This window comes from Lysinibacillus irui (assembly GCF_028877475.1).
Lineage (GTDB): Bacteria > Bacillota > Bacilli > Bacillales_A > Planococcaceae > Lysinibacillus > Lysinibacillus irui.
The window spans coordinates 3,499,823-3,522,546 of sequence record NZ_CP113527.1; the positions used below are offsets into that span (position 1 = coordinate 3,499,823).

Genomic DNA, 22,724 nt, shown 5'->3' on the forward strand with positions numbered 1-22,724 from the left:
AAATCGCCTTTTGGGCGATTTTTTTATTATTCTGTTGATTGCTCAGCAATCCATTCTATTGTTTTCTCTCCTAAGCCTCCTGCACGCCATAATACAACGTCATGATAGCTTTTCTTCTGTACGTAAGTAACCCATTTTTCTAGCGTTTCTTGATCAGCATACCAAACTTCATGGCTGACATTATTGTCATCTACATATGAAAAATAAACGGCTCCACTTGCTTGATCACGCTGCTTAGCTGCTTTTCTATCGGCTAGTAATTGTTCGGCCTCAAGCTCTGTTAAAGCGACTGTTTTGCCCTGAGCTACCCAATCGAAACCTCCAGTGGCAAAGGCGATAGCTAAATCTTGATTAGACTTCTTTATTTTTGTTACTAAATCATCTAGAAAAGAAAAAGTAGCTTTAGCACCTGGCCCACTGTGGTAACCATGAACATTATAGGCCATTACTGTATAGTGAGGTCCATCTGGCAATTTCACATCAAAAGGAAAGCGTGGTTCGAGTACAACATGCAATGTAACATCCTTTTTGGAAAGCTCTTGGTAAAGCTCTTCTAAAAATAGGATATAGTTTTGAAGGTCATCTTTAGCCACCTTTTCATAATCAATCTCAATGCCATTTACTTGATATTGTTCCACAACCCGCAAAATATTTCCAATATGCTTTTGCCTTGCTGAGGAATCCTGCAATAATCTATGCAAAAGCGTGCTATCCTTTTGAACAGATGGGGCATTCTCTGTTACATAATCATTGATGAGTGTTAGGATCACATGATGGGAATCATTAAATTGCTGCTTGGTCTTTTGCAACATATCTACGGCATTTTCTGTTAACAATAGTTCATCCTTGCTATTAAAATATGCGCCAAAAACACGTATATCTTGTAATCCAAGTTGAGAATTTTCCACATCTTTCATGGCGGATTTATTTTGCCATTCTGGTAACCAAATAGATAATCGGAGCTTCTCCTTATCGTTAAATTCTTCCTTTGCTTTAGCTGGCTGTTCTTTACTATTACTACAAGCTGTAATAAATAGTAGCGCAATACAAATAAATAACATAATATTCTTCACTTGACTCTAATTTCACCCCGATTTAGAAGGTCTCGATAAAGAAATCAACGACATGATTAAATAACGCAGTGGATTTATACTTAACCTTCTCGAAATTCGTATATTGGTTCGTAAAAATAGTTTGATGGTTTTTATCTGTAATCAAAATATCTTCAATTAATGTATCGTAAATATCATCTGCATACTGTTCATGTGAAGTGTTCTTATTACTGTACAACGCACCAAATCCAATCTGTGCCCCTTGTAATTTCGGATTTATTTGAACGGTCTCGGATAATACATTATCTACATCTATTTCTATTTTATCCTTATTTATAGCAATGTTAAATACTCTTTTTTCCGTTAGGTTTCTTGGGTACTCTTCTTCATCTATACGTGACCCTTTTTGCGTATCATGGTAAGTGTAAACTGTTGCTTTATTAAATGCGTATTCTTCTTCATTCCACTTAATTTCATTTAATGGAAAGCGTTCTTTTTCGACAATTCCCCCGCCTGGTAATTTTTCACTTATTACAATCTCATTATCGACTAGTGCAATTCGTAAATAACTATTTGTTTTTTCATCATAATTTACATAGAAAGCTTGTTGGCCAACCACATTCCCTTTAAACGCAAAATTCACATTATATTGATCTGGCAGTTGCTCCTTTAGAAGAATTCTGCCTTCACTTGATGGAGCTGAAGTTAAGGTGATCTCATTATTTTCATATTCTGCCGCACCATTTATCACTTCCCAGTGTTGAGCTACTTCCCGATCTCCTATTTTAAATTGTACGTTTTGTCTACTGGCCTGTCTGATCTTCATCATCACATGATTGGTTGACCAATATGGCGATACTTGTAATCGGCTTAAATTATAAAGATCTGCCTCTTTATCATTGTAGGCCCCTAATTCTCGATTAAAATGCATACGAAACTTGTCCTTAATTTCTTTGTTATTGACACTTTCCACGAGAGGATCCATATTGTTATAAAGTGAGTTTGCATGCATAATTGCGTAGGCTTTAGGGACTTCCCCCAGCTCTTCATGATAGATATCCTGCATTAAATTGTAGTCCTTCTTAATTCGAGCCTCCATCTCTTGTCGAGTTTCACTTGGTATCATATATTGATTACGAATAAAATCCATTAAATAGTGATTATAGTATTCTATTGTTGTTTTATTCGGTACGTTGTTTTCATCGATGACGCCTAAGGACTGTCCTTTATCATTAAAAATATTAATATAAGTTAACCTATATCCATTGGAGCCCATTTCCCAATAACCACTTTTTTCCATCAACTTTAAATCTTTAGGCTTTAAAAATTTATTATCGGTTGTATCCATTTTATTGGCATACGTAAACATCGTTGCCTTATAATTTAATTTTTCCATAATATTTTGAGCAAAAATACTAGAATCTGTACGACCATCTTCAAATGATAGATACAAAGCTTTTTCCGGCAATGGTTTATCATGCTGATAGAAGTCTAAAATATCCTTTTGAGTAATAGTTTGATACCCTTGTTTTTCTAACAAAGTTAATTGTTCTTCTAAATTCTTTTTAGACACATATTTAGGTGATTCATTTCTACTGACGCCAAAATAGGAAAGGGCAATAAAACCCTCTTTATTATTTAATGGAACTGTTTCAGCTCCTCTTTTCTCTGTTAGAAAAACAGCTTTAATTAAAATGACAGCTAACAATACTACTATAATTAATTGAGCGATCGAACGAATGATTTTCCGACGATTTTTTTTAGCTGGCTGAAGCTCTACACTTTTTCCGTTCATTCCTTCTCACCCTTTTTTCTAATTTTCAACATCGAAAATCGGGATTTTCGTAATTTTTGCTTTTCCATTTTCTTTTCCTTCGCTAGAACATCCTGTGGTGTTTCCCTTGTCCCCCATGTAGATTTCCAAAAAGTCACCCAAGCAACTGGCATCTGCCATAGCAAAATAAATTCATAATAAAGGACAAAGATAAAACCAAATCCCCATAGTTTACTTTTTCTAAAGAATAGATGAGCCAAACTCATTAGCATGGCCATTAATAGTAAACCTATTAAAAACGTTGTAGGAAAAATACCATACATGACTGGTACATAAATTAAGTTATAAACAACGACAATCGGTGCTGCAATCGGCACAATTAAACCGATAATGAAGAAAAGGAACATAAACGGTTCTTTTTTCCACATAAATAAAAATGCGCGCAATGATTCTCGAAGCCAAGAACGTTTCCATCTCATTTGCTGGGATAGAAAAACTTTTGTGTCAGATGGAACAATTGTCGAACAAATGGCATTGTCCTGATAGCCTGTTCGATGTGTTTTTAAAATATAGTTCGTCATACTACGGTCATCACCAAAAGTTGCTGGCTGACCAAGAAATTTTTGATTAAGCCAAGCTGTTTCATTTTTTAAAATTAGCTCTTTTCGGTAACAGGCTAGTGGTCCTGATAAGCAAGTAACCGTATCAAACCATGATTCAGCTGCTTTCATGATACGGAAGGCAATATAATAACGAACCGTTTGTAATTTAGTTAGCGCATTCGTAAATTTATTTTCAACCTCTGTTCGACCAGCCACACCGCCCATTTTAGGATCTTGAAAAGGTTGTACTAAATTGCGGATTGCATGTGGTTCTAAAAAACTATCTGAATCCACAAAAACAACTAAATCATGCTTTGCTTGATGAACACCCGCAACTAACGCTTCCCTTTTCCCACCATTTTGCGGAAGCTTATAAAACTTTAATCGATCATTCGTCTTAAATCTTTCACCCTCCTGATGAATAAGGTTAATCATGTCGTTTGCCTTTTCCTCTGTACGATCCGTTGAACAATCATCAACAACGATTACTTCTAATTTATCCACTGGGTAATATTGATTGATACAACTAGAAATCGTGCGGTGAATCCACTCTTCCTCATTAAAGACTGGGATAATAATGGAGACACCTGGTTCAAACTTCGGATTGATCGGTACACTTTTATAAAAAATACCAAATAAATATCTACTTAATAGAAATGTTGCTGCAATAATACTATAAAGATATAAAAATTTATTAAACCTAAAGTAAATCACACTTTCTGCTCTCATTAACATGACAATAAGCGATACGACCAATAAAAATAAACTGGCCATAAAAATAGAAATGCCCCAACGTTTTTTTGTCATATATTCGTTTAAAGGCTGTAAAAATTCACAGGCAGCATAATAACGTAGTTCTCCATCCACTTCTTTTGTAAAATAACGGACAACCTTAGCCTTTAACTTCATTTTAGCTTCATAGCCCTCAGGCATTGCACCACCCGGTATGGTGAATTTCATTGTTAAAATTTCATCTATTAAAAATTGATGAGGTTGATTAGAGTAAACGAGGATACCCGTTACCGAAATATCCTCTGCATAAAGTTTTTCTACGCTCACTTGGCGTTTTACCCTTTTAATATGAACCTCAAAATGAGTTTCGTAGCGTAAACTCAATTGTTGAAGTCGATAAATTTCATTCACATCCGTCGGATCAATTTCCTCTTTCTGATAGGATGCTCCACGACGATTCACAAGGCTCCTTACATTTTCGGGATCGGGAATATTTGAAAGAATCCTACGGTCAGAGCGTGGTATCGTTAAGATCTCTTTTTTTGTTTTCATTGTTCATTCACATCCCTATTTGAATCTTCTTCAATCCAAGTTGACATTTTGCTAAAGCTATAACCATCTTCTAGAAGTTTTTCAATGATGAGTGGAAGTGCTTCTACCGTGTTTGTCCCATCTAGGATATGCATAACAATGACCTTTCCGGGCGCAACTCTAGAAATCACCCGGTCGTAAATATCTTGTGCTGAGTAATCTAAATTCCAATCAAAAGAAGCGATATCATACATAGCAATCGTTTTGATTCCCGCAGCAGTAATGATTTTAGCTGTTCGTTCATCCATGATTCCTTGAGCTGGTCGGAAATAAAGAAGTGGCGGCTCTTGTAATGCATAGGTTAATGCCTGATGTGCCTTCACTAAATCCGCTTGTAAGTCTTCTGGTGTCATCTTTGTAACATCTAAATGGTAATAGGAGTGGCTTGCTACCTCATGTCCTTCCTCTACAATCATCTTCGCTAATTGCGGATTCTTCTCTACTCCACTTCCTATTAGGAAAAAAGTGCTTTTGATATTATATTTACGTAATACATCCAACACTTCTTTTACTCTTTTTTCATGTGCCCAATCATCAAAAGTGATAGCTATTTCCTTTTTGGTTGTCTCTTTTCGATAATATAATTTTGGCTGGACTTGCTCATAATTTAAATTGGGACTAACAGCATCATATCCAGCAATCTCTTCCACTGACTTTGTTAAATAACGTTCATCTAATAGATCACTTAAGGTAGTAATAGTATACTCGCGTTCTTTAGCTAATTGAGCTAATAATGGTATTGCATCAATAATGGCTGGATTAATGTATGTGTTGAGATGAATAATAGAGCCCCTATCAATATATTTACTGATATAATTAATCAGCTCCTGAGCACTTTGCATTTTTCTATCAAGTGGGTTAATAGATAATCCAATAACAGCTTTCATATCAAGCGCCTTAGCTGCTAAGCGCATATTATCGGTAACGTCGCCTGAACGACTACGAACAAATTTTGGTGTATAGCCTAAATGCTCTTCAAAAATTTGATTGGTTAACATAATTTCTTCATACGTTTGCTCATAATTCAAAGTCGATACATCTGGAAATGTTAATGTACCATTTTGCACCTCATGTCCTCTTTTTAAGATATCTTTCACAAGCTCTGGCTCCTGAGCAACACGCATTCCGTCCAGAAAAAAGGTAGCCTTCATATTGGATTCATCTAGTTTCGTTAATAGCAACTTCATCGTGTCGTTATCTGCTAAGCCATTAAATGTTAACGATACTTTCGGCACTACAATATTGGCATGACTGATTACATCACTTTTACTTCCATCAGATTTTTTAACCTCTATAGAAGAATCGATGGGATGAATCGTTTCTTGGGTCGCTGTCTGACAGCCCGCTAAGAATAGTATGATGAGCAGACCACATAGTTTTAGTAGTTTCATTTCCTATGAATTCCCCTTATAATTTGTAATAATTTTTATTTTCGAACAAAAAATGGGTATTGCGTGTATCAAAAATTAAAGAAGCTTGTTGATCAATTAAAGAGTAATCAATAGTTGAATGATTCGTTAAAATTAATACTGCATCTGCTTGTTGGATTATTGGTGCTGTTAATGCAACCGTATCGAAATGCGATTGTTCGATAGAGAATGTTTGTATAAAAGGATCAATGATCGTTAATTGGCATTGTTTATCTAGTAGTTGTTGAATAACATGAAGTGCTGGCGATTCACGTGAATCATTTATGTTAGGCTTATAAGTGACACCAATGACAACAATATTGGCTCTATACAGCTCTTTATTTTGAATACGTAAGTAATTACTTAGTCTCTCGACTACAAAGTTGGGCATTGAGTCATTGATTTTATCAGCTGCTTCAATTAACGTTGCAGAGATACCATGTTGTTGCCCAGCCCATAGTAGATATTTAGGATCGACTGGAATACAATGTCCTCCCACTCCTGGCCCTGGTGTAAATGGCATAAAACCATACGGCTTTGTAGACGCTGCATCAATAACTTCCCAAATATCAATGTTCATCTTATAGCAAATCTGACTTAACTCATTTACAAGGGCTATATTAATTTGGCGAAAAGTATTTTCAAGTAATTTCTCCATTTCAGCCACTCTAGGGCTTGTCACAGTACACACATGTGTATGAAGGACTGTTTCATAAAAAATTTTTGATAATTCTAGGCATGTGGCTGTTATTCCCCCAATGACTTTAGGTGTATTCGACACGGAAAAGGTGCTATTTCCTGGATCAACACGTTCTGGTGAATACGCTAAAAACAAATCATGACCAATAGCAAAACCATATTTTTGTAAAATAGGCTGGACCATTTCTTCTGTTGTCCCAGGGTAAGTCGTACTTTCAAGAATAACTAGCGTATTCGCTTTAATATTTTGTCCAATAGCATGCGTTGCTTCCTCGATATATGAAATATTAGGTGTCCCATCAGTAGTAGTAGGTGTAGGTACACAAATAATCACAACGTCTACTTGTGAAAGCATAGAAAAATCTTTAGTTGCTTCAAATTGTTTACTTTCGATTGTTTGCTCTATATTTTCTCTCGGTAAATCAGCAATATAACTTTCACCATTTTGCAACTGTCTGATTTTTTCTTGATTCTTATCAAAGCCAATAACCTTAAATCCTTTTTGAGCCATTTCCACAGCAAACGGTAAACCTACATAGCCAAGTCCGATCACTCCAATTGTTGCTTTTTTTGTTTGAAATTTTTTCAATAAAGCTGTACTCAGTGATTTCGTTTCGATTGTCATTAAAATTACTCCTTTAATTAATCTGTTTTTCAATTTTTCGTTATTTTAACCGAGGAAAGTATTCCATAAAGTAATGGTTCAATTCCAGTCATTCTTTGTAAAAAGCCCCCTTCAACATTCAAACTTACATATGTCTCTTTAGTCGAAATAGATCAGTAGGATTACATATCATTCAAAATAAATTTATTAACGTTTATATAGTACTAATTGAAACTGAACAATTTCTAAACAATTACATTCTCGGTATTAAAGACCTATCATTTAAATAAATACACCGTTTTTTCATTATAAAAATATCCATTTACAATACTTTTACATTAACCATTAACTGTAAAATAAAAATACTTTGTTTAGAAAACTTTTTCTTTCTACAATTCTAAAAATCCCCTTAATCGCCGGTTGTCCACCGACACTTAAGGGGATTGATAAATAATAAAAAACTAAGGGCAGAACAATCTACCCTTAGCTTCTTTAATATGCTTTAAATAATTTTTGTAAAATATAATAGGATTGTTTTAAGCGCTCTTCATATTTTGGTACTTGCCAAGTTTCCCATGTATAAGCAGACAGTGGTGGTAAAACACCATTAGTAGCTGCTGGCATAGATTGAACAACGTTGTTCTCTTTATCTACAAATAAAGCACCAATATAAATATTGTCTACTTTAACGGAAGCCTGATTACCATCTTTATAGAGGTCACCTATAAACTCACGTTGACTTGGATCTTTGGCTTGAATCAATAACCAAGGGATGCGAAGTTCTATAACATTATCTTCAGCCCAAGTATAATCAACTAGAGAATCATAGTCTTTCGCTTCTGGATTAGCATTTCCTTGATGTAATTTTCCTGTTTCATAAATACTAAAATCAGTCGTTCTATTTTGCTCAGGTAAAAATAGTTGTTTATTTAACACATAGTAAATAGGGGCGAACTTTCCACTATTTTTCATAGCATTAGCCATTCGAGGAGCAACTAAATTTAAACGGTGGCCATATAAATAATCATAAAAATCGTAGTATTCATCAATAACAACCCGAGAATCACCATTTTTATTGAGCTCAACTATAAAATCAATACCATTTGAAAACGTCATATTTTTTATAGATGTAGCAGACGTATTTCCTTGATCTGGTACAACATCTAATAAAATGCGAGGGGAGGTATGGGCTAACTCCTCACTTTTTAATTTAATGTACAAATAGCGCTCGTCATAGTCTACTGCAAAATCTGTTGGATTGTTTGGTGTAGTATCATATAGCTGTTTACCCATCCATTCCGTTGTCTCGCCATCTACTTTTACCTTCATTCTATCAAAGCTTAATAAACCAAACTGTTGCTCATTTGTTTGGGCATTGGACCAAAATGGTCGACGATTCGGATCATCATAATCCATCGTATTCCACGTTCGTTTAAACCACTCATCTTGCCATGTAAAAACAAGTCCTCCCATGAGCCCTTCATGCATAATATCCTCAAATAAATGTTGAAGTGTTTCTCCCTGTGCTTGTTCTGACATTTGCCCCTGATTCCAACCATATACATTATCATGTGTTTTACCACGTGATGCAGGGATACCAAATTCCGCAATAAGAACTGGCATATTATGAGCTTCATGGAGCTCTTTTAAATAACCTGCATAGCTATTTTTATTCCCTCGGAAATCGACATAATTTAAATAATCTTTATCAAAATTAAAGAAGTCAGGGTAGTAAGGATACACATGATAGGAAGCAAATTGTCCCGGTGCAGTCATCTCTCCTTTTGTATAAATAACATTTGGATTGACCCCTACTAAATCTTCATCCTCAGATGGCTCTGACGGATGTTCAAGAATGTCAGTTGTGACCCAGTTCGTAAAACTCATTGGACGTATCCAGTTATATTTTTCCTTTTCATAAACTGACACAAGATCCATTTGTTCTGCTAGCCAATGCTCAAATGGAGAGGCATCCTTTGTTTCAAAAAAAGTACCGTTGTATTGACCAATATTTGCATGTTTTTCATTTGTTCCAACAACCATATGTGGATACCATTCGATTCCTAATACCCATCCTATAACATATTTTGATACGTCTACATCATACAAGCCAGATGCATGTCCTGGTTGAGGCTCCACATAGATATTTCCATGAATGACATCTACCATTCGTTTCATTTCTAATTGAAAATCTTCTAACGTATCTTTATCATAGGCGTCCAATGAATTTGATAAGCCCTCTTCATTAATCCAAACTCCATGTAAAACATATAATGGATTTTTTGGATGTTCTTCATTATATTTAGCAAGTGCTCTATAAAAGCCGGGTGGATGTAATGTATAGACTCGTATCGTATTAGCATTCATGTCTGCTATTTGTTTAAACCATCGATAATATTCCTCTTCAGTAATTGCTGCTTCTCCAGGAAAGGCACCAGGTTTCCCCATTCCGATATTGACACCCTTAAATACGATTGGTTCCCATTTGCCGTCTCTTCGCACTTCAAAAGATTGTCCCTGAATCCGTGCATTATAGTTTAATTTCTCATGATTCACAGTATCCTGAACCTCTTTGTGCTCAAATGAATCAAATATTTTATGCATTACCGGGATGTAAATGGACCAATAAAACGAACTGTCTGCATACTTCTCAGCATATTTATAGATTGTTGGTAACCCTTTTATCTTATAAATATTTGGTACCCTTGCGATATCATTAAAATCTCCCGCAAAATAATAACTAGATGTGTAGCGCTTATCTTGACCTACAATTGCTGCAAATTGTTCTGGAATACCATTAGCCTTTAACAGCTCTGTTCCCTTTTTCGTTAAATCCCATTTATAATTTGCAAGAGCATCTTCAGCATATTTAGGTGTAATAATATCAAACCAATAATCGTATTGCGCCCTTGCAGATGAATGAAAGAATTTTTTACCATTTTCAGTAAACTGTACTTGAATACCTGCAGATTTAACATGCTTGTCCAATTCAAGTACAAGTAGCTCTTCTGTTATTTCATTAAATAGTAAAAATCCTCCACCCTTATATGACCAATTATCGCCATGTTCATCGATAACCCATTGCGGTATTTCTAAATTTTTATGATAATCAAGCTCATCGAAATAACGCCCGATCCAGCCAGACCATGTGATTCCTAAATAATCCTGTAATTCTTTACGAACTTCCTCTGATGTTGGTGAAGCAAACGTGTTATACTCAGCAATTAACATGCTCTTCTTTTTGCTGGCTAAGCGTTCGACGATTGCCTGCCATTCTTTCTGTTCAAGTCCTCCAACAATTTTTTCAGAACGTTCACCTAAACGTTTTGTTTGTTGCAAATCATCTTTATAAACTCCGTACGTATCTGCCAAATAAATAACATCATAGTCACTATAATCATTTGGCAACTTCTTTTCTACAACACTTTTAGTTTCATCATTTGGTGCTGTTCCATAGTAATCGCGTTCTACGTCATAAGGTTCATTATTTAATCTATATTTATAATGGTTTAAAAACCAATTCACCCCTAAGTGCTCTCGGTAAGACTCATTCGGAACCGTTTTATCTATAACGGCTACATTTAGCTGTTTCTCATCTTCCAAGTACCACCATGCAATAGGGATTATCATGAGGCCTAGTACGACCATAATCCCTATATAGATTCGTTTCATACACTTTTCTCCTTTTCAGCAATGCCGACACGTTTCATATTACCCCATTCACTTTTTCTTAAGACAAAACGAACTAATCCCTCACAGCGCCAGAATAATGTTAGTGGGCGATACCAAAAAATTTCTGTAAACGCTAAAAGAATCATACGTAACAACTCTCGTTTTTTCGGATACGTATTCATACTCCACGATTCAAACAATACTGCCGCTATTGAAAAAATAACACCATAAATAACGAATAGTAGTAGCAGCATGAGCGCAACTTCATAATAAATTTTCCCTAAGAAAAAGGCTATGACAATATAAATATATCCACCTAACTCCACAAGAGGCCCTAGACATTCTACTAGCCAAAAATACGGGAACGAGAGAAATCCAATCATGCCATATCTAGGATTCAAAGTCATTTTTTTGTGCTTCCATAGACTTTCAAATAACCCTTGATGCCACCTTCTTCGTTGATTGCGCAGTACCCCTAATGTTTGAGGTGCTTCCGTCCAGCAAACTGGGTCGGGTACAAATTCAATACGTTTATTTTCTTTTTTTTCTTTTATAAGTCGATGAATATTCACTACAAGTTCCATATCTTCGCCAATAATATTGGTTGAATATCCACCTGCTTCAACAGCCCATTTTTTAGAGAAAACACTAAATGCTCCTGAAATAATAAGGACTAAATTGAATTTACTTAAGGCTATTCTCCCCATTAAAAATGCCCGCAAGTATTCGATTACTTGCATGATTACTAAGTAATTACTAGGTAATTGAGTCTCATAAATAGAGCCAAACTGCATCTTTGCGCCATTTGCAATACGAATATTACCACCTGCTGCAATGACCTCACCATCAGATAAAATGATAGGCTTCATCACCCGCAGCAAGGATTTTTCATCTAAAATGGAATCCCCATCAATGGAGCAAAAATACGGATATTGAGAGACATTAATACCCACATTTAACGCATCAGCCTTACCACCATTTTCTTTATCAACTAAAATACAATTTTTATAGATTTCAGATTCATATATTTGCTTAATATCTTTTGTAGGGATGTTAGTTCGGACAATTTTGTTGATTGGCTTCATTTGAAAATGTTCGATGACCGTTTGAAGGGTTTGATCTGTAGACCCGTCGTTAATAATGATAATTTCAGTTTGAGGATAACGTAAATTCAATAATGAATAAACTGTATCTACAACCCCTACTTCTTCATTGTAAGCAGGAACAAGTAACGACACGGGTTTTGAATAAAAAGCATCTATATGTGCATCATCATACTCTGATAGATCGAGACGATAGCGTTTTCTTAAATCCAGCATAGCAATGATGAACATTGTACAATATGAAACGATAACGAACAGCATATAAAATAAAATAATGCCCCCAAAAAACATCATGCAATAGTCAATTATTTTCATTTACTTCCCCTCTTTTCTCGCTGCAATTTCCTGGGCCATTTCAATTGCATATTGGTCATTTGAGGATTCAATGAATTGCTGTAATTTAGCTATACCATGTCGATCTTCTACAATCGTTTTTGCCGCTTGAGAACGTACCCACCAATTCTCATCTTGAAGAAGTTGCTCTAAATAACTATAAGTGTAAGTAAGCGGTACATGCTTGAAAATTTTGGCAACCATTAACCTTGCTTCCCACATTTCTGAAGTCACAAAAGGGATAAAGGGATCCATCTCATCAATAATACCTATTTCATAAAGGCCTTTTAATGCTCTGATGTTTATTTCCGTCGTATCATGGTCTAATAATTTTTTTAACTCCTCCAAATACTCCATCTTTCTTTTTACAGCAGCAGTATCAATAACAGCAAATTGCATATTAGCTGGCAAGCTATTAAAATCATGGAAAAATTGAATAAATACATTATCATCTAATAATACAAACAGTCTTCTATATTCACTTTCAGCGTAATTTACATTGGAATTTTTTATTTTCTCCATAAATAAATCTGGTTGGAAAAGGGAGTATATTTTTAATAACTGGAAATGTTCTTCATCTGTAATGTTATTTTTTTCGAATTCTTGGCACTTCGTTAGCAATTGATCTATTTGTAAGTCTGCAATTCGATAGAGGGCATTCATTCGAATACTCCATCGTCTACTTGATAAATCTTTTTCGTAGAATGCTTTTAAATATTGATTGGAGAATTGTTTAATTTTTAGTTCCAACTGTTCATTCCTTATATTCTTTAAATAGGATGAAAAAATTCTTTCAATAGCTTCAACTTGCGCCCTTCCTCTAGGTACCAATACGATACTAAATAGTGCGTTATTGAATAAGTAATCATACCAAAGTTGAGAATAATTTTGTAAATAACGGTCACGAACTTTTTCAAAATAGCTTTCACGCTGTCGCTGAACAAGTAAATACAGTAAAAAGATAAAGAGCACAACTAGTAAGAAGGAAATTATTGCGAAAAGCGTAGAAATAGTCAGCTTGATCATAGCCAAAACCTCGCAAAAGTTCTTTTAATTTTGGCTTCGAGCAAACGTAAATTAAATGGTTTGACAATATATTCATCAACACCGCCTTCATAAGCATTAAGCGCTGCCCCTTCAGAATTGCGTTCTGACATCATATAAATAATAAATTTCTTTTCATTTGGCATATGTCGTAAGATATGCAATATTTCTAAGCCATTTTTTAGAGGTAAAATATCATTCATAAGAATTAGATGCATATGCCCTGATTTATAATGATCCGATTGTAAAAAGCTATAACCATCCTCATAAGCCTTTACATCCAGAGTAAAATGAGGGATATCTAATTGTTTTAGCGTTGACTCTAATACTTGTCTAAAAATAGCGTTCTGTTCAATAATACTAACTTTCACTAATTCCGTTGGTTGCTCACTATAATCTTTTACTTGTGCTATACTCCACGTTAATTGCTCATCCTCTGATAGCATTTGTTTATTTTTATTTAACAACTCTTCAAAGATAACGTTATTATTTCTTATTTCTGTTATAGAGGCCTTTAATGCAATATGTTGAAACTTCCGTTCTGCTTCTAGGATGGCAAATATTCGTTTTAAAAATGCTTTAGCTTCTACATCACTACTTTGTAAAAAAAAGATACCCCAATGATTTCCATCTGATAATTGAAAAAGCAAATCTGTCTTACGTATTTTCGATTGTAAAAATGAGGTAACTTGATCATTCGTGGTTTCATTTGGTTGTGTAGAATTAGCTCTTTTTAAAAAGACTGCTGTTATTGTAAGGCGTGATCTAATAACACTTTCCCGCCATATTTCAAAGTAGCGTTCTACTTCATGTTCTTGCATGATATCATGGGCGAATTTTATATCATTCATTAGAATCACTCCCTATTTGTTTTTCTATATTATTATTTTCTATCATTTATTTAATAAATTAACAACAGTATTATAGTAAAAAATATAACTAGACAATATCTGAACATACCTATACGTCATAAAAAGTACATAGTTGAGGATAATTAATCATCTGTACCCTTTCTTAGGAAAGTTGGGCTTCCCAATGACCGAGATGAAAAGCAACCGCCTCGCTTTTTTCAATAACACAAAAGGGTACATAAGTCATTAAACTTATGTACCCTTTTGAAGAATTTTCAATTCTTATTTTACCGGCACTACTGCACCTTTCCATTCTTCTAAGATGAAGTCTTGGATTTCTTTCGAAGTTAATACTTCTAATAATTTTTTAATTTCTGGTTTTGTTTCATCACCTTTACGTACAGCAATGATGTTTACATATGGAGATTCTTTGTCTTCAAGAGAAATAGCGTCTTCGATTGGGTTTAAGCCGTTATCAATAGCAAAGTTAGAGTTGATTAATACTGCATCACCTTCGTCATTTTCATACATTTGTACAAGCATTTCTGGTGCAGTATTCGCATCGAATTTAAAGTTTTTAGGATTTTCTTCAATATCCTTTAATTCAGCTGCTGTTTTATCAATACCCTCTTTTAGTTTAATTAAGCCTTTTGCTTCTAATAATGATAGCATACGACCATGGTCGGATACTGAATTAGAAAGTAAAATTGTTGCTCCTTCAGGAAGGTCCTCTAATGATTTATATTTTTTAGAGTAAATACCGATTGGTTCAATATGAACGCCACCTGCATTAACGAAATCATAGCCATTGTCTTTAATTTGTAACTCTAAGTAAGGAATATGCTGGAAATAGTTTGCATCAATTTCTTCTGACTCTAAATCTTGGTTTGGCAAAACATAATCTGTATATGTTTCGATTTCAAGATCAATACCTTCTTTTGCTAAAATCGGTTTTGCCTTTTCTAAAATAACAGCATGTGGTGTGTTAGAAGCACCTACTTTTAATGTTACGTTTTCTTTGCTATCTGATTGATCATCTGATGCTGAATTTGCATCTTCTTTTTTATCAGTACCACAAGCTGCTAAAGCTAGGACAAGTATTGATAAAAATAATCCTGCCAATAATTTCTTCATTTATGACACTCCCTTTTACTTTGTTTGAAATATGTTAGCGGTAAGAACCGGAATAACCTCTAATGTCTTTCTAGCGTTTATCGATTTTATCGGTAATGACATCACCAATCCATTGAATGATAAATACAACTACTAAGATCAAAATAGTTGCCATTAATGTCACATCTTGGCGATTTCGTTGGAAGCCATCAAGGAAAGCTAAGTTTCCAAGACCACCTGCACCGATAATCCCTGCCATTGCAGTATAACCAACAAGTGCTACAGCCGTTACGGTAATACCAGAAATCAGAGCTGGTAATGATTCAGGGATTAGGACTTTCCAAATAATTGTGGACGTTTTAGCCCCCATTGAACGAGCTGCTTCAATGACACCTTTATCAATTTCGCGTAATGCAATTAAAACCATACGAGCGTAAAATGGAGCTGCACCGATAATTAAGGCTGGTAAAGCCGCATTTGCTCCGCGAATTGTCCCAAGTAAAAACTTCGTAAATGGAATTAATAAAATAATTAATACGATAAATGGAATGGAACGGAATATATTAACGAGTGACCCCGTTAAAAAGTTAACAATTTTATTAGCCCATAACTGATTAGGACTTGTTAAAAATAGCAAGATACCAATAACCAATCCAAGAATAAATGTGACAAATGTTGAAATAGCTGTCATATACAATGTTTCATACGTAGCTTGCCACATATTTTCCCAGTCTACGTTCGGAAAGAGATTAGTTAGCATTTGCGATCACCTCCGTTTGAACTTCGACTGTATTTAAATAATGTAGGGCATCAGCCACATTTTCCTTAGAACCATCAATTTGCACAATAAGTGTACCGTATGCTCCATTTTTCGTTTGCGAAATATTGCCATGAACAATGCTTACTTCCACATCGAATTTTTTAACAAGATGTGAAATGACGGGCTGTTCCGTTTTTTCACCAACAAAGATCAGCTTGACAAGTTGACCAGTTGGGTAGTTTGCTTTGATCTGTTCCACTGTATCCTTTGTTTCTTTTGTGTCGGTAATCTGGGCTACAAATTTCTTAGTAATAGCTGCTTGTGGTGCTTGGAAAACTTGCAACACCTCACCACGCTCTACAATTTCACCAGCCTCCATTACGGCTACACGATGACATATTTTACGGATAACGTGCATTTCATGGGTAATCAATACGATCGTTAACCCTAAACGTTCATTGATATCAACTAGTAAGTCAAGAATAGCATCTGTCGTTTCAGGATCCAGTGCAGATGTCGCCTCATCACATAGTAAAACTTCTGGATTATTAGCTAATGCTCGTGCAATCCCAACTCGCTGCTTTTGACCACCTGAAAGCTGTGATGGGTATGCCTTATCACGTCCTTCTAAACCTACAAGTGAGATTAACTCCTTCACACGGGCTTCTCGTTGAGCTTTTGGAACACCTGCAATTTCCAGAGGGAAAGCGATGTTTTCAGCAACTGTTCTAGACCAAAGTAAATTGAAATGCTGGAAGATCATACTTACCTTTTGTCTAGCAGCTCTTAACTTTTGCCCTTTAATGGATGAAAATTCTAGATTGTTTACTGTTACCGTTCCTGTTGTCGGTTTCTCTAATCCATTTAATAAACGAATCATGGTACTTTTACCGGCACCACTATAGCCGATGATGCCAAAGATTTCACCTTTATTTATAGTAAGGTTGACGTCTTTGACTGCCGTTAATTCGCCATTTGCTGTTTTGTATTTCTTCGTAATATTTTGAAGCTGAATCATAGCGAATACTCCTTTTCTTATATAAAAAAACCCCTTCACTCATAGACAAGTAGAAGGGGTCACGTATGATACGTTAAACCGTTCTCTCATCTTTCAAAGAAAAATCTTTGGGTGATTTGGCACCTTTTCACATGGTGATGGTTGCCGGGCTTCATAGGGCACTTCCCTCCGCCGCTCTTCATAAGAGTTCGATATATTTAATGTTTTAGTAATATATTTGATACTTTACCACGCTAGTAATGTTCAGTCAATTGATTTTTTTAACAATTCGTACAAAAAAGGTACAGATTGAAAAGCATAAATTTTATCTGTCACTTTCCCGCCATCAGTAACAAGTAAACATGGGACACTTTCAATTTGATGCTCATAAGCAATCTGCTCTAGAAAGTTGATATTTGCTTTGCCAATTTGAAGCTGTGGCAGCAATTGTTCAATAACTGACAGCATTTTTGATGCCACCGCACATGTTCCACACATCGGTGTATATAAATAAAATGCAGCTTTTTCACCCGACTGTATAGCCGCTTCCCACTGCTCTTTTGACCATTCTTCCATTGATTTCACGCAACCTTACAAAATATATTCATTATGGATTGAGAAATGAGCGCGCAATAAAATCATCGCTAACACTTTTCTTGGTGTTGTCTCTACTTCCTTATATGTTGGCATTGTACGTAAATGCTCAGCCTCTGGATAATGTCTGTCCATTAATGCACGTAGCTTATCGCCAGACGTATCTGCATCAAAAAAAGTGAAAAGCTCACAGCCCTCATAAGGATCGAGTAGCTCTTCTAATTGATGCACACCAATTGTACCATTCGTACAAAGTATTGTAACATTCTCATTTAAAATAGGCTCAATTTGTAGCTTATCTGAGCGTCCTTCTACGATCAAGCATTTTCCCTCGAACATTACGCCACCTCCAATTAGACATCCCCACTTATAAGTCATTATATAACAAAAAACGCCGGTAGTTTCCGACGTTTTTCGATTATAGCTTGTCTTATTCAGCGATCATTTCTTCGTATTGCTCTGCTGTCATAAGTTTTTCAACTTCAGATGCATCAGCAGGCTCAACAACGATCATCCATGCTTTTTCATATGGTGATTCATTAACGAATTCTGGGCTATCTTCTAAATCTGCATTGACTTCAACTACAGTACCTGAGATTGGTGCATATAATTCAGAAACAGTTTTAACTGATTCTACGCTACCGAATGGATCATCTGTTTTGATTTCGTCGCCAACCTGTGGAAGCTCAACGAAAACGATATCTCCTAATTCAGATTGTGCGAAGTGAGTAATACCAATACGTACTTTTCCATCTTCTACTTTTACCCATTCATGTTCTTCAGAGTATCGTAAGTCTTTAGGTGTGCTCATGCAATAAACCCCTCCATAAATATGTAATATATTCACTTTCAGTGTGCCATACTTCTCCTATAAAAACAAGATTCAATTACACCTCTAGGTAATTGAAAGCATATTTTTTCGAGTTCGCTTCAAAAATTAGAAACATCCATCGGAGACATTATTTTCATTCAGATCATGCCTTACACTTCCAAATAGAGGTAAGCCCTTTATCACGATCAAGACGGCTATTTCCAAGTTTGCTCAAAATCAGCTTCTTTAAACCCTAACGTTACTTTTTTTCCATCAGTCACGATAGGTCGTTTAATTAACATACCATCAGAAGCAAGTAGCTCAAGCTGTTCCTCTTCCGTCATATCAGCCAACTTGTCCTTTAAACCAAGCTCACGATATTTCATACCAGATGTATTAAAAAACTTCTTTAAAGGCATTCCACTTGCCTGCCATAAAGCTGTTATTTCTTCCTTTGTAGGTGGTTGCTCTACAATGTGAACCTCTTCATAGGAAACTTCATGATCATTTAACCACTTTTGCGCTTTTTTACATGTTGTACATTTAGGGTAATGGATAAATTGAATAGTCATTAATATGCTCCTCTACTGTCTTTTTCTGTAGTATACCATCATAATTGTTTTGAATGGAGGAACTTCTCTCATTTTCATCAGTCTATCCATCTGTTTTGCTTTTTTATCCGTCACTTTTATGATTCTCTATTTTGCAATTTATTGGTATCGCAAAAACTAGCTACCCAAAAGAGGATAGCTAGTTTGCTACATTGATGATTAAACGATATATTTTTCTGCTTCGATTAATTTTACAGATGCTTCACGTTTTTTCGCAATTAAGTTGTATGGGTTATTGCGAGTTAGCTTACGAAGCGCAGATAATGTCATACGCGCTGCATCACCATCTGCTGAAGCAAGAATTGTATCTTTTGCTTCTTTTTCGATTTCAGCAAATGCTTCTTGGCAGAAGATTTGTGTATAAAGCAATTTTTGATGTGCTTTTTCAGCGCCATCACGAGCAATTGCTTTTTCTGTACGTAAAACAGCCGATTCCATCGCAAATAATTGGTTAGCGATATTCGCAATATTCACTAATACTTCTTGCTCCTGATCAAGCTTTGCACCAAAGCGTTGCGCTGCTAAACCTGCTGCTAATACAGCAATCTTCTTCGCATTTTTCACTAAATATTTTTCTTGAGCAAGTGGCTCTGTACCGATATCTTCTGGCATTAACATTAGAAGCTCTTGCTGTAAGTTTTGGGCAACCTGTAATAGTGGTAACTCACCTTTTAGCGCCTTTTTCATAAATGTGCCTGGTACAATCATGCGGTTAATTTCATTTGTACCTTCAAAAATTCGATTGATACGAGAATCACGATAAATACGCTCAACCTCGTATTCAGCCATAAAGCCATAGCCACCATGTAGCTGTACTGCTTCATCTGCAATGTAATCTAGTGTTTCTGAACCAAACACTTTTGCAATAGAGCATTCAATTGCGTATTCTGCGATAGCACCTGCAATCACTTTTCCTTGCTTTTGCTCTTCAAGGCTTAACTGACTTAAACGATCTTCAAACAGACCAACCGTACGATAATTTAAAGATTCCGATGCATACAGTTGAGAAGCCATTGTTGATAATTTCTCTTTAGTAAGATTGAAATCAGAAAGCTTTGTTTTAAATTGCTGACGTTGGTTTGTGTATTGAATTGCTAACTCTAATGCACGTTTAGAGCCACCAATTGTGCCCACACCCAGCTTATAACGACCAATATTTAAAATATTAAACGCAATTACATGCCCACGGCCAATTTCACCCAATAGATTTTCTACAGGTACTTCCGCATCTTCTAACACTAATGTACGAGTTGATGATGATTTAATCCCCATTTTCTTCTCTTCAGGGCCAACTGAAACGCCGTTGAATGCACGTTCTACGATGAATGCAGAGAATTTATCGCCATCAATTTTCGCGTAGACAACAAACACATCTGCAAAGCCTGCATTAGTAATCCATTGCTTTTCACCATTTAAAATATAATGTGTTCCTGCATCATTAAGCTTCGCAGTTGTTTTTGCTCCAAGGGCATCTGAACCCGAACCTGGTTCTGTTAATGCATAGGCTGCAATTAACTCCCCAGAGGCAAGCTTAGGTAAATATTTTTTCTTTTGATCTTCATTACCGAAAAGAACGATTGGTAATGAGCCAATCCCCACATGAGCGCCATGTGTAATAGAGAACCCACCTGCAACAGACATTTTCTCAGCAATTAAAGCAGAAGAAACTTTGTCTAATCCAAGCCCTTCGTATTCTTCTGGTACATCTGCTCCAAGTAAACCTAATTCGCCTGCACTTTTAAGAAGACGCACTGAATGCTCAAATTCATGGTGCTCTAAGTTTTCAACTACTGGTAATACTTCATTTGCTACATATTCCTCTGTTGTTTTAGCAATCATTTTATGCTCATCAGTGAAATCTTCTGGTGTAAATACACGATCTAATTCCACATCTTCAATAAGAAATCCGCCGCCTTTAATGAAATCAGTTGTTTTTTCAGTCATGTTTAATTCCTCCCAATGTATCTATTTTGATTGTCTAATCCCCTAATAAGTGACACCTCAGCGCCATAAATTCATCGTCCCTATAAAGAGATAGCTGACGCTTCGATTGCACTCCAAAAACCATGTTTCTTGGCTTAACATATCTATAGAAAAGCTTGATGTATACAATGTTCGGAGGCAACCGTAAACAGTACACCTCAAGCTTATCTAGCAAATTATTAAAGAATTTCAAATACCCCAGCAGCGCCCATACCGCCACCAATACACATTGTCACTACGCCATATTTCTTACCTTGGCGTTTCAATTCATGAATAAGCTTAAGTGTTAAAATGGCCCCTGTTGCACCAAGCGGATGACCTAACGCAATGGCTCCACCATTTACATTGACTTTTTCTTGGTCGATCCCTAAATGACGTACGACCTGTAATGATTGAGAAGCAAATGCTTCATTGATTTCCCATAAATCAATATCCTCTATAGATAAACCTGCGATTTCTAACGCTTTTGGTACAGCAACAATTGGACCAATCCCCATTACTTCGGGCGGTACCCCTCCAACAGCAAAGCCTAAGAATTTTGCCATTGGCGTTAGCCCTTGCTTGACAGCTTCTTCACGGTCCATTACGAGTACAGCAGCAGCACCATCAGAAGTTTGAGAGGCATTACCAGCCGTTACACTGCCTTTTACATGGAAAGCTGGACGTAGTTTTGCTAAACCTTCAACAGATGTACCTGGACGTACCCCTTCATCCATACTAAATGTGAATTTTTTCACTTGTGGTTTATTTTGATCATCTACATAATGCTGTTCCACTTCGATTGGTACAATTTCATCATTGAATTTACCTTCTTTAATGGCCTTTTCAGCAAGCTCATGTGAGCGAACAGCAAAAGCATCCTGGTCTTCTCGACTAACATTGTACTGGCGAGCCACTTCCTCAGCTGTATGGCCCATCCCCATATAATATTGTGGAGCCGTTTCAGCTAACGTTGGATTTAGGCGTGGTGTATTTCCCACCATTGGCACCATACTCATAGACTCTACACCACCAGCAAGAATCGCTTTGGAATGTCCGAGCATGATCCGTTCTGCCGCATAGGCAATCGCCTGTAAACCTGACGAACAAAATCGATTAATCGTTAGAGCAGGTGTTGTATCTGGTAACCCAGCAAGTGCACCAATACTACGTGCTACATTCATCCCCTGCTCCGCTTCTGGCATCGCACAGCCTAAGATTAAATCATCAATCGGTCCTTCATAGCCCGCTCTTTTCAATGTTTCTTTGACTACAACAGCACCAAAATCATCTGGTCTCACCGTTGCTAATGAACCTTTTTTTGCTTTTCCTATTGGAGTTCGTGCTCCTGCTACAATAACGGCTTCACGCATCCTATTAATCCCCCTTTGTTTCATGTGCAAGATTGAT

At 36.1% G+C, this 22,724-nt stretch carries 18 protein-coding genes and 1 riboswitch; all 18 genes read right to left on the minus strand.

Annotated features, from left to right (window positions below):
* Positions 1–26: 26 nt before the first annotated feature.
* Entirely contained in the window at positions 27–1,073 is a 1,047-nt protein-coding gene (locus tag OU989_RS17680; protein ID WP_274794271.1) for a glycosyl hydrolase family 18 protein, read from the minus strand.
* A 22-nt stretch (positions 1,074–1,095) separates the two neighbouring features.
* A complete protein-coding gene (locus OU989_RS17685; RefSeq protein ID WP_274794272.1) occupies positions 1,096–2,847 on the minus strand; it encodes a polysaccharide deacetylase family protein in 1,752 nt (583 codons plus the stop codon).
* Entirely contained in the window at positions 2,844–4,712 is a 1,869-nt protein-coding gene (locus tag OU989_RS17690) for a glycosyltransferase family 2 protein (RefSeq protein WP_274794273.1), read from the minus strand. Before OU989_RS17690 ends, OU989_RS17685 begins: the two co-directional genes overlap by 4 nt.
* Entirely contained in the window at positions 4,709–6,142 is a 1,434-nt protein-coding gene (locus OU989_RS17695; RefSeq protein WP_274794274.1) for a polysaccharide deacetylase family protein, read from the minus strand. Before OU989_RS17695 ends, OU989_RS17690 begins: the two co-directional genes overlap by 4 nt.
* Before the next feature lie 16 nt (positions 6,143–6,158).
* Complete coding sequence (locus OU989_RS17700; RefSeq protein ID WP_274794275.1) at positions 6,159–7,484, minus strand: nucleotide sugar dehydrogenase; 1,326 nt, start codon at positions 7,482–7,484, stop codon at positions 6,159–6,161.
* Positions 7,485–7,955: 471 nt separating this feature from the next.
* On the minus strand, positions 7,956–11,135 hold the full coding sequence (locus OU989_RS17705; protein WP_274794276.1) for a hypothetical protein: 3,180 nt from the start codon (positions 11,133–11,135) through the stop codon (positions 7,956–7,958).
* Positions 11,132–12,553 carry a glycosyltransferase family 2 protein gene (locus tag OU989_RS17710; protein WP_274794277.1) on the minus strand — a complete coding sequence of 474 codons (1,422 nt, stop codon included), beginning with the start codon at positions 12,551–12,553 and terminating at the stop codon, positions 11,132–11,134. The genes OU989_RS17705 and OU989_RS17710 overlap by 4 nt, the downstream gene beginning before the upstream one ends.
* Entirely contained in the window at positions 12,554–13,597 is a 1,044-nt protein-coding gene (locus tag OU989_RS17715; RefSeq protein WP_274794278.1) for a HEAT repeat domain-containing protein, read from the minus strand.
* The gene (locus tag OU989_RS17720; RefSeq protein WP_274794279.1) at positions 13,594–14,466 is read right to left on the minus strand and encodes a response regulator; all 873 of its coding nucleotides are present in this window, start codon (positions 14,464–14,466) and stop codon (positions 13,594–13,596) included. Before OU989_RS17720 ends, OU989_RS17715 begins: the two co-directional genes overlap by 4 nt.
* Before the next feature lie 282 nt (positions 14,467–14,748).
* Positions 14,749–15,600 (minus strand): MetQ/NlpA family ABC transporter substrate-binding protein, encoded by an 852-nt coding sequence (locus OU989_RS17725; RefSeq protein WP_274794280.1) that lies wholly within the window; start codon positions 15,598–15,600, stop codon positions 14,749–14,751.
* A 70-nt stretch (positions 15,601–15,670) separates the two neighbouring features.
* Positions 15,671–16,339, minus strand: a complete 669-nt coding sequence (locus OU989_RS17730) for a methionine ABC transporter permease (protein WP_274794281.1) — start codon at positions 16,337–16,339, stop codon at positions 15,671–15,673.
* Positions 16,329–17,357 carry a methionine ABC transporter ATP-binding protein gene (locus tag OU989_RS17735; protein ID WP_274794282.1) on the minus strand — a complete coding sequence of 343 codons (1,029 nt, stop codon included), beginning with the start codon at positions 17,355–17,357 and terminating at the stop codon, positions 16,329–16,331. The genes OU989_RS17730 and OU989_RS17735 overlap by 11 nt, the downstream gene beginning before the upstream one ends.
* A gap of 83 nt (positions 17,358–17,440) precedes the next feature.
* A riboswitch (SAM riboswitch) is annotated at positions 17,441–17,544 on the minus strand.
* A 56-nt stretch (positions 17,545–17,600) separates the two neighbouring features.
* Complete coding sequence (locus tag OU989_RS17740) at positions 17,601–17,912, minus strand: thioredoxin family protein (protein WP_274794283.1); 312 nt, start codon at positions 17,910–17,912, stop codon at positions 17,601–17,603.
* 15 nt (positions 17,913–17,927) lie between these two features.
* Complete coding sequence (locus tag OU989_RS17745) at positions 17,928–18,269, minus strand: toprim domain-containing protein (protein WP_004228229.1); 342 nt, start codon at positions 18,267–18,269, stop codon at positions 17,928–17,930.
* Positions 18,270–18,360: 91 nt separating this feature from the next.
* Entirely contained in the window at positions 18,361–18,741 is a 381-nt protein-coding gene (gcvH, locus tag OU989_RS17750; protein ID WP_004228227.1) for a glycine cleavage system protein GcvH, read from the minus strand.
* A 215-nt stretch (positions 18,742–18,956) separates the two neighbouring features.
* Entirely contained in the window at positions 18,957–19,313 is a 357-nt protein-coding gene (locus tag OU989_RS17755) for an arsenate reductase family protein (protein WP_274794284.1), read from the minus strand.
* Positions 19,314–19,511: 198 nt separating this feature from the next.
* A complete protein-coding gene (locus tag OU989_RS17760) occupies positions 19,512–21,296 on the minus strand; it encodes an acyl-CoA dehydrogenase FadE (protein WP_274794285.1) in 1,785 nt (594 codons plus the stop codon).
* Between the two features lie 218 nt (positions 21,297–21,514).
* Positions 21,515–22,687: an acetyl-CoA C-acetyltransferase gene (locus OU989_RS17765; RefSeq protein WP_274794286.1), complete on the minus strand. Its 1,173-nt coding sequence runs from the start codon at positions 22,685–22,687 to the stop codon at positions 21,515–21,517.
* Positions 22,688–22,724: the final 37 nt, after the last annotated feature.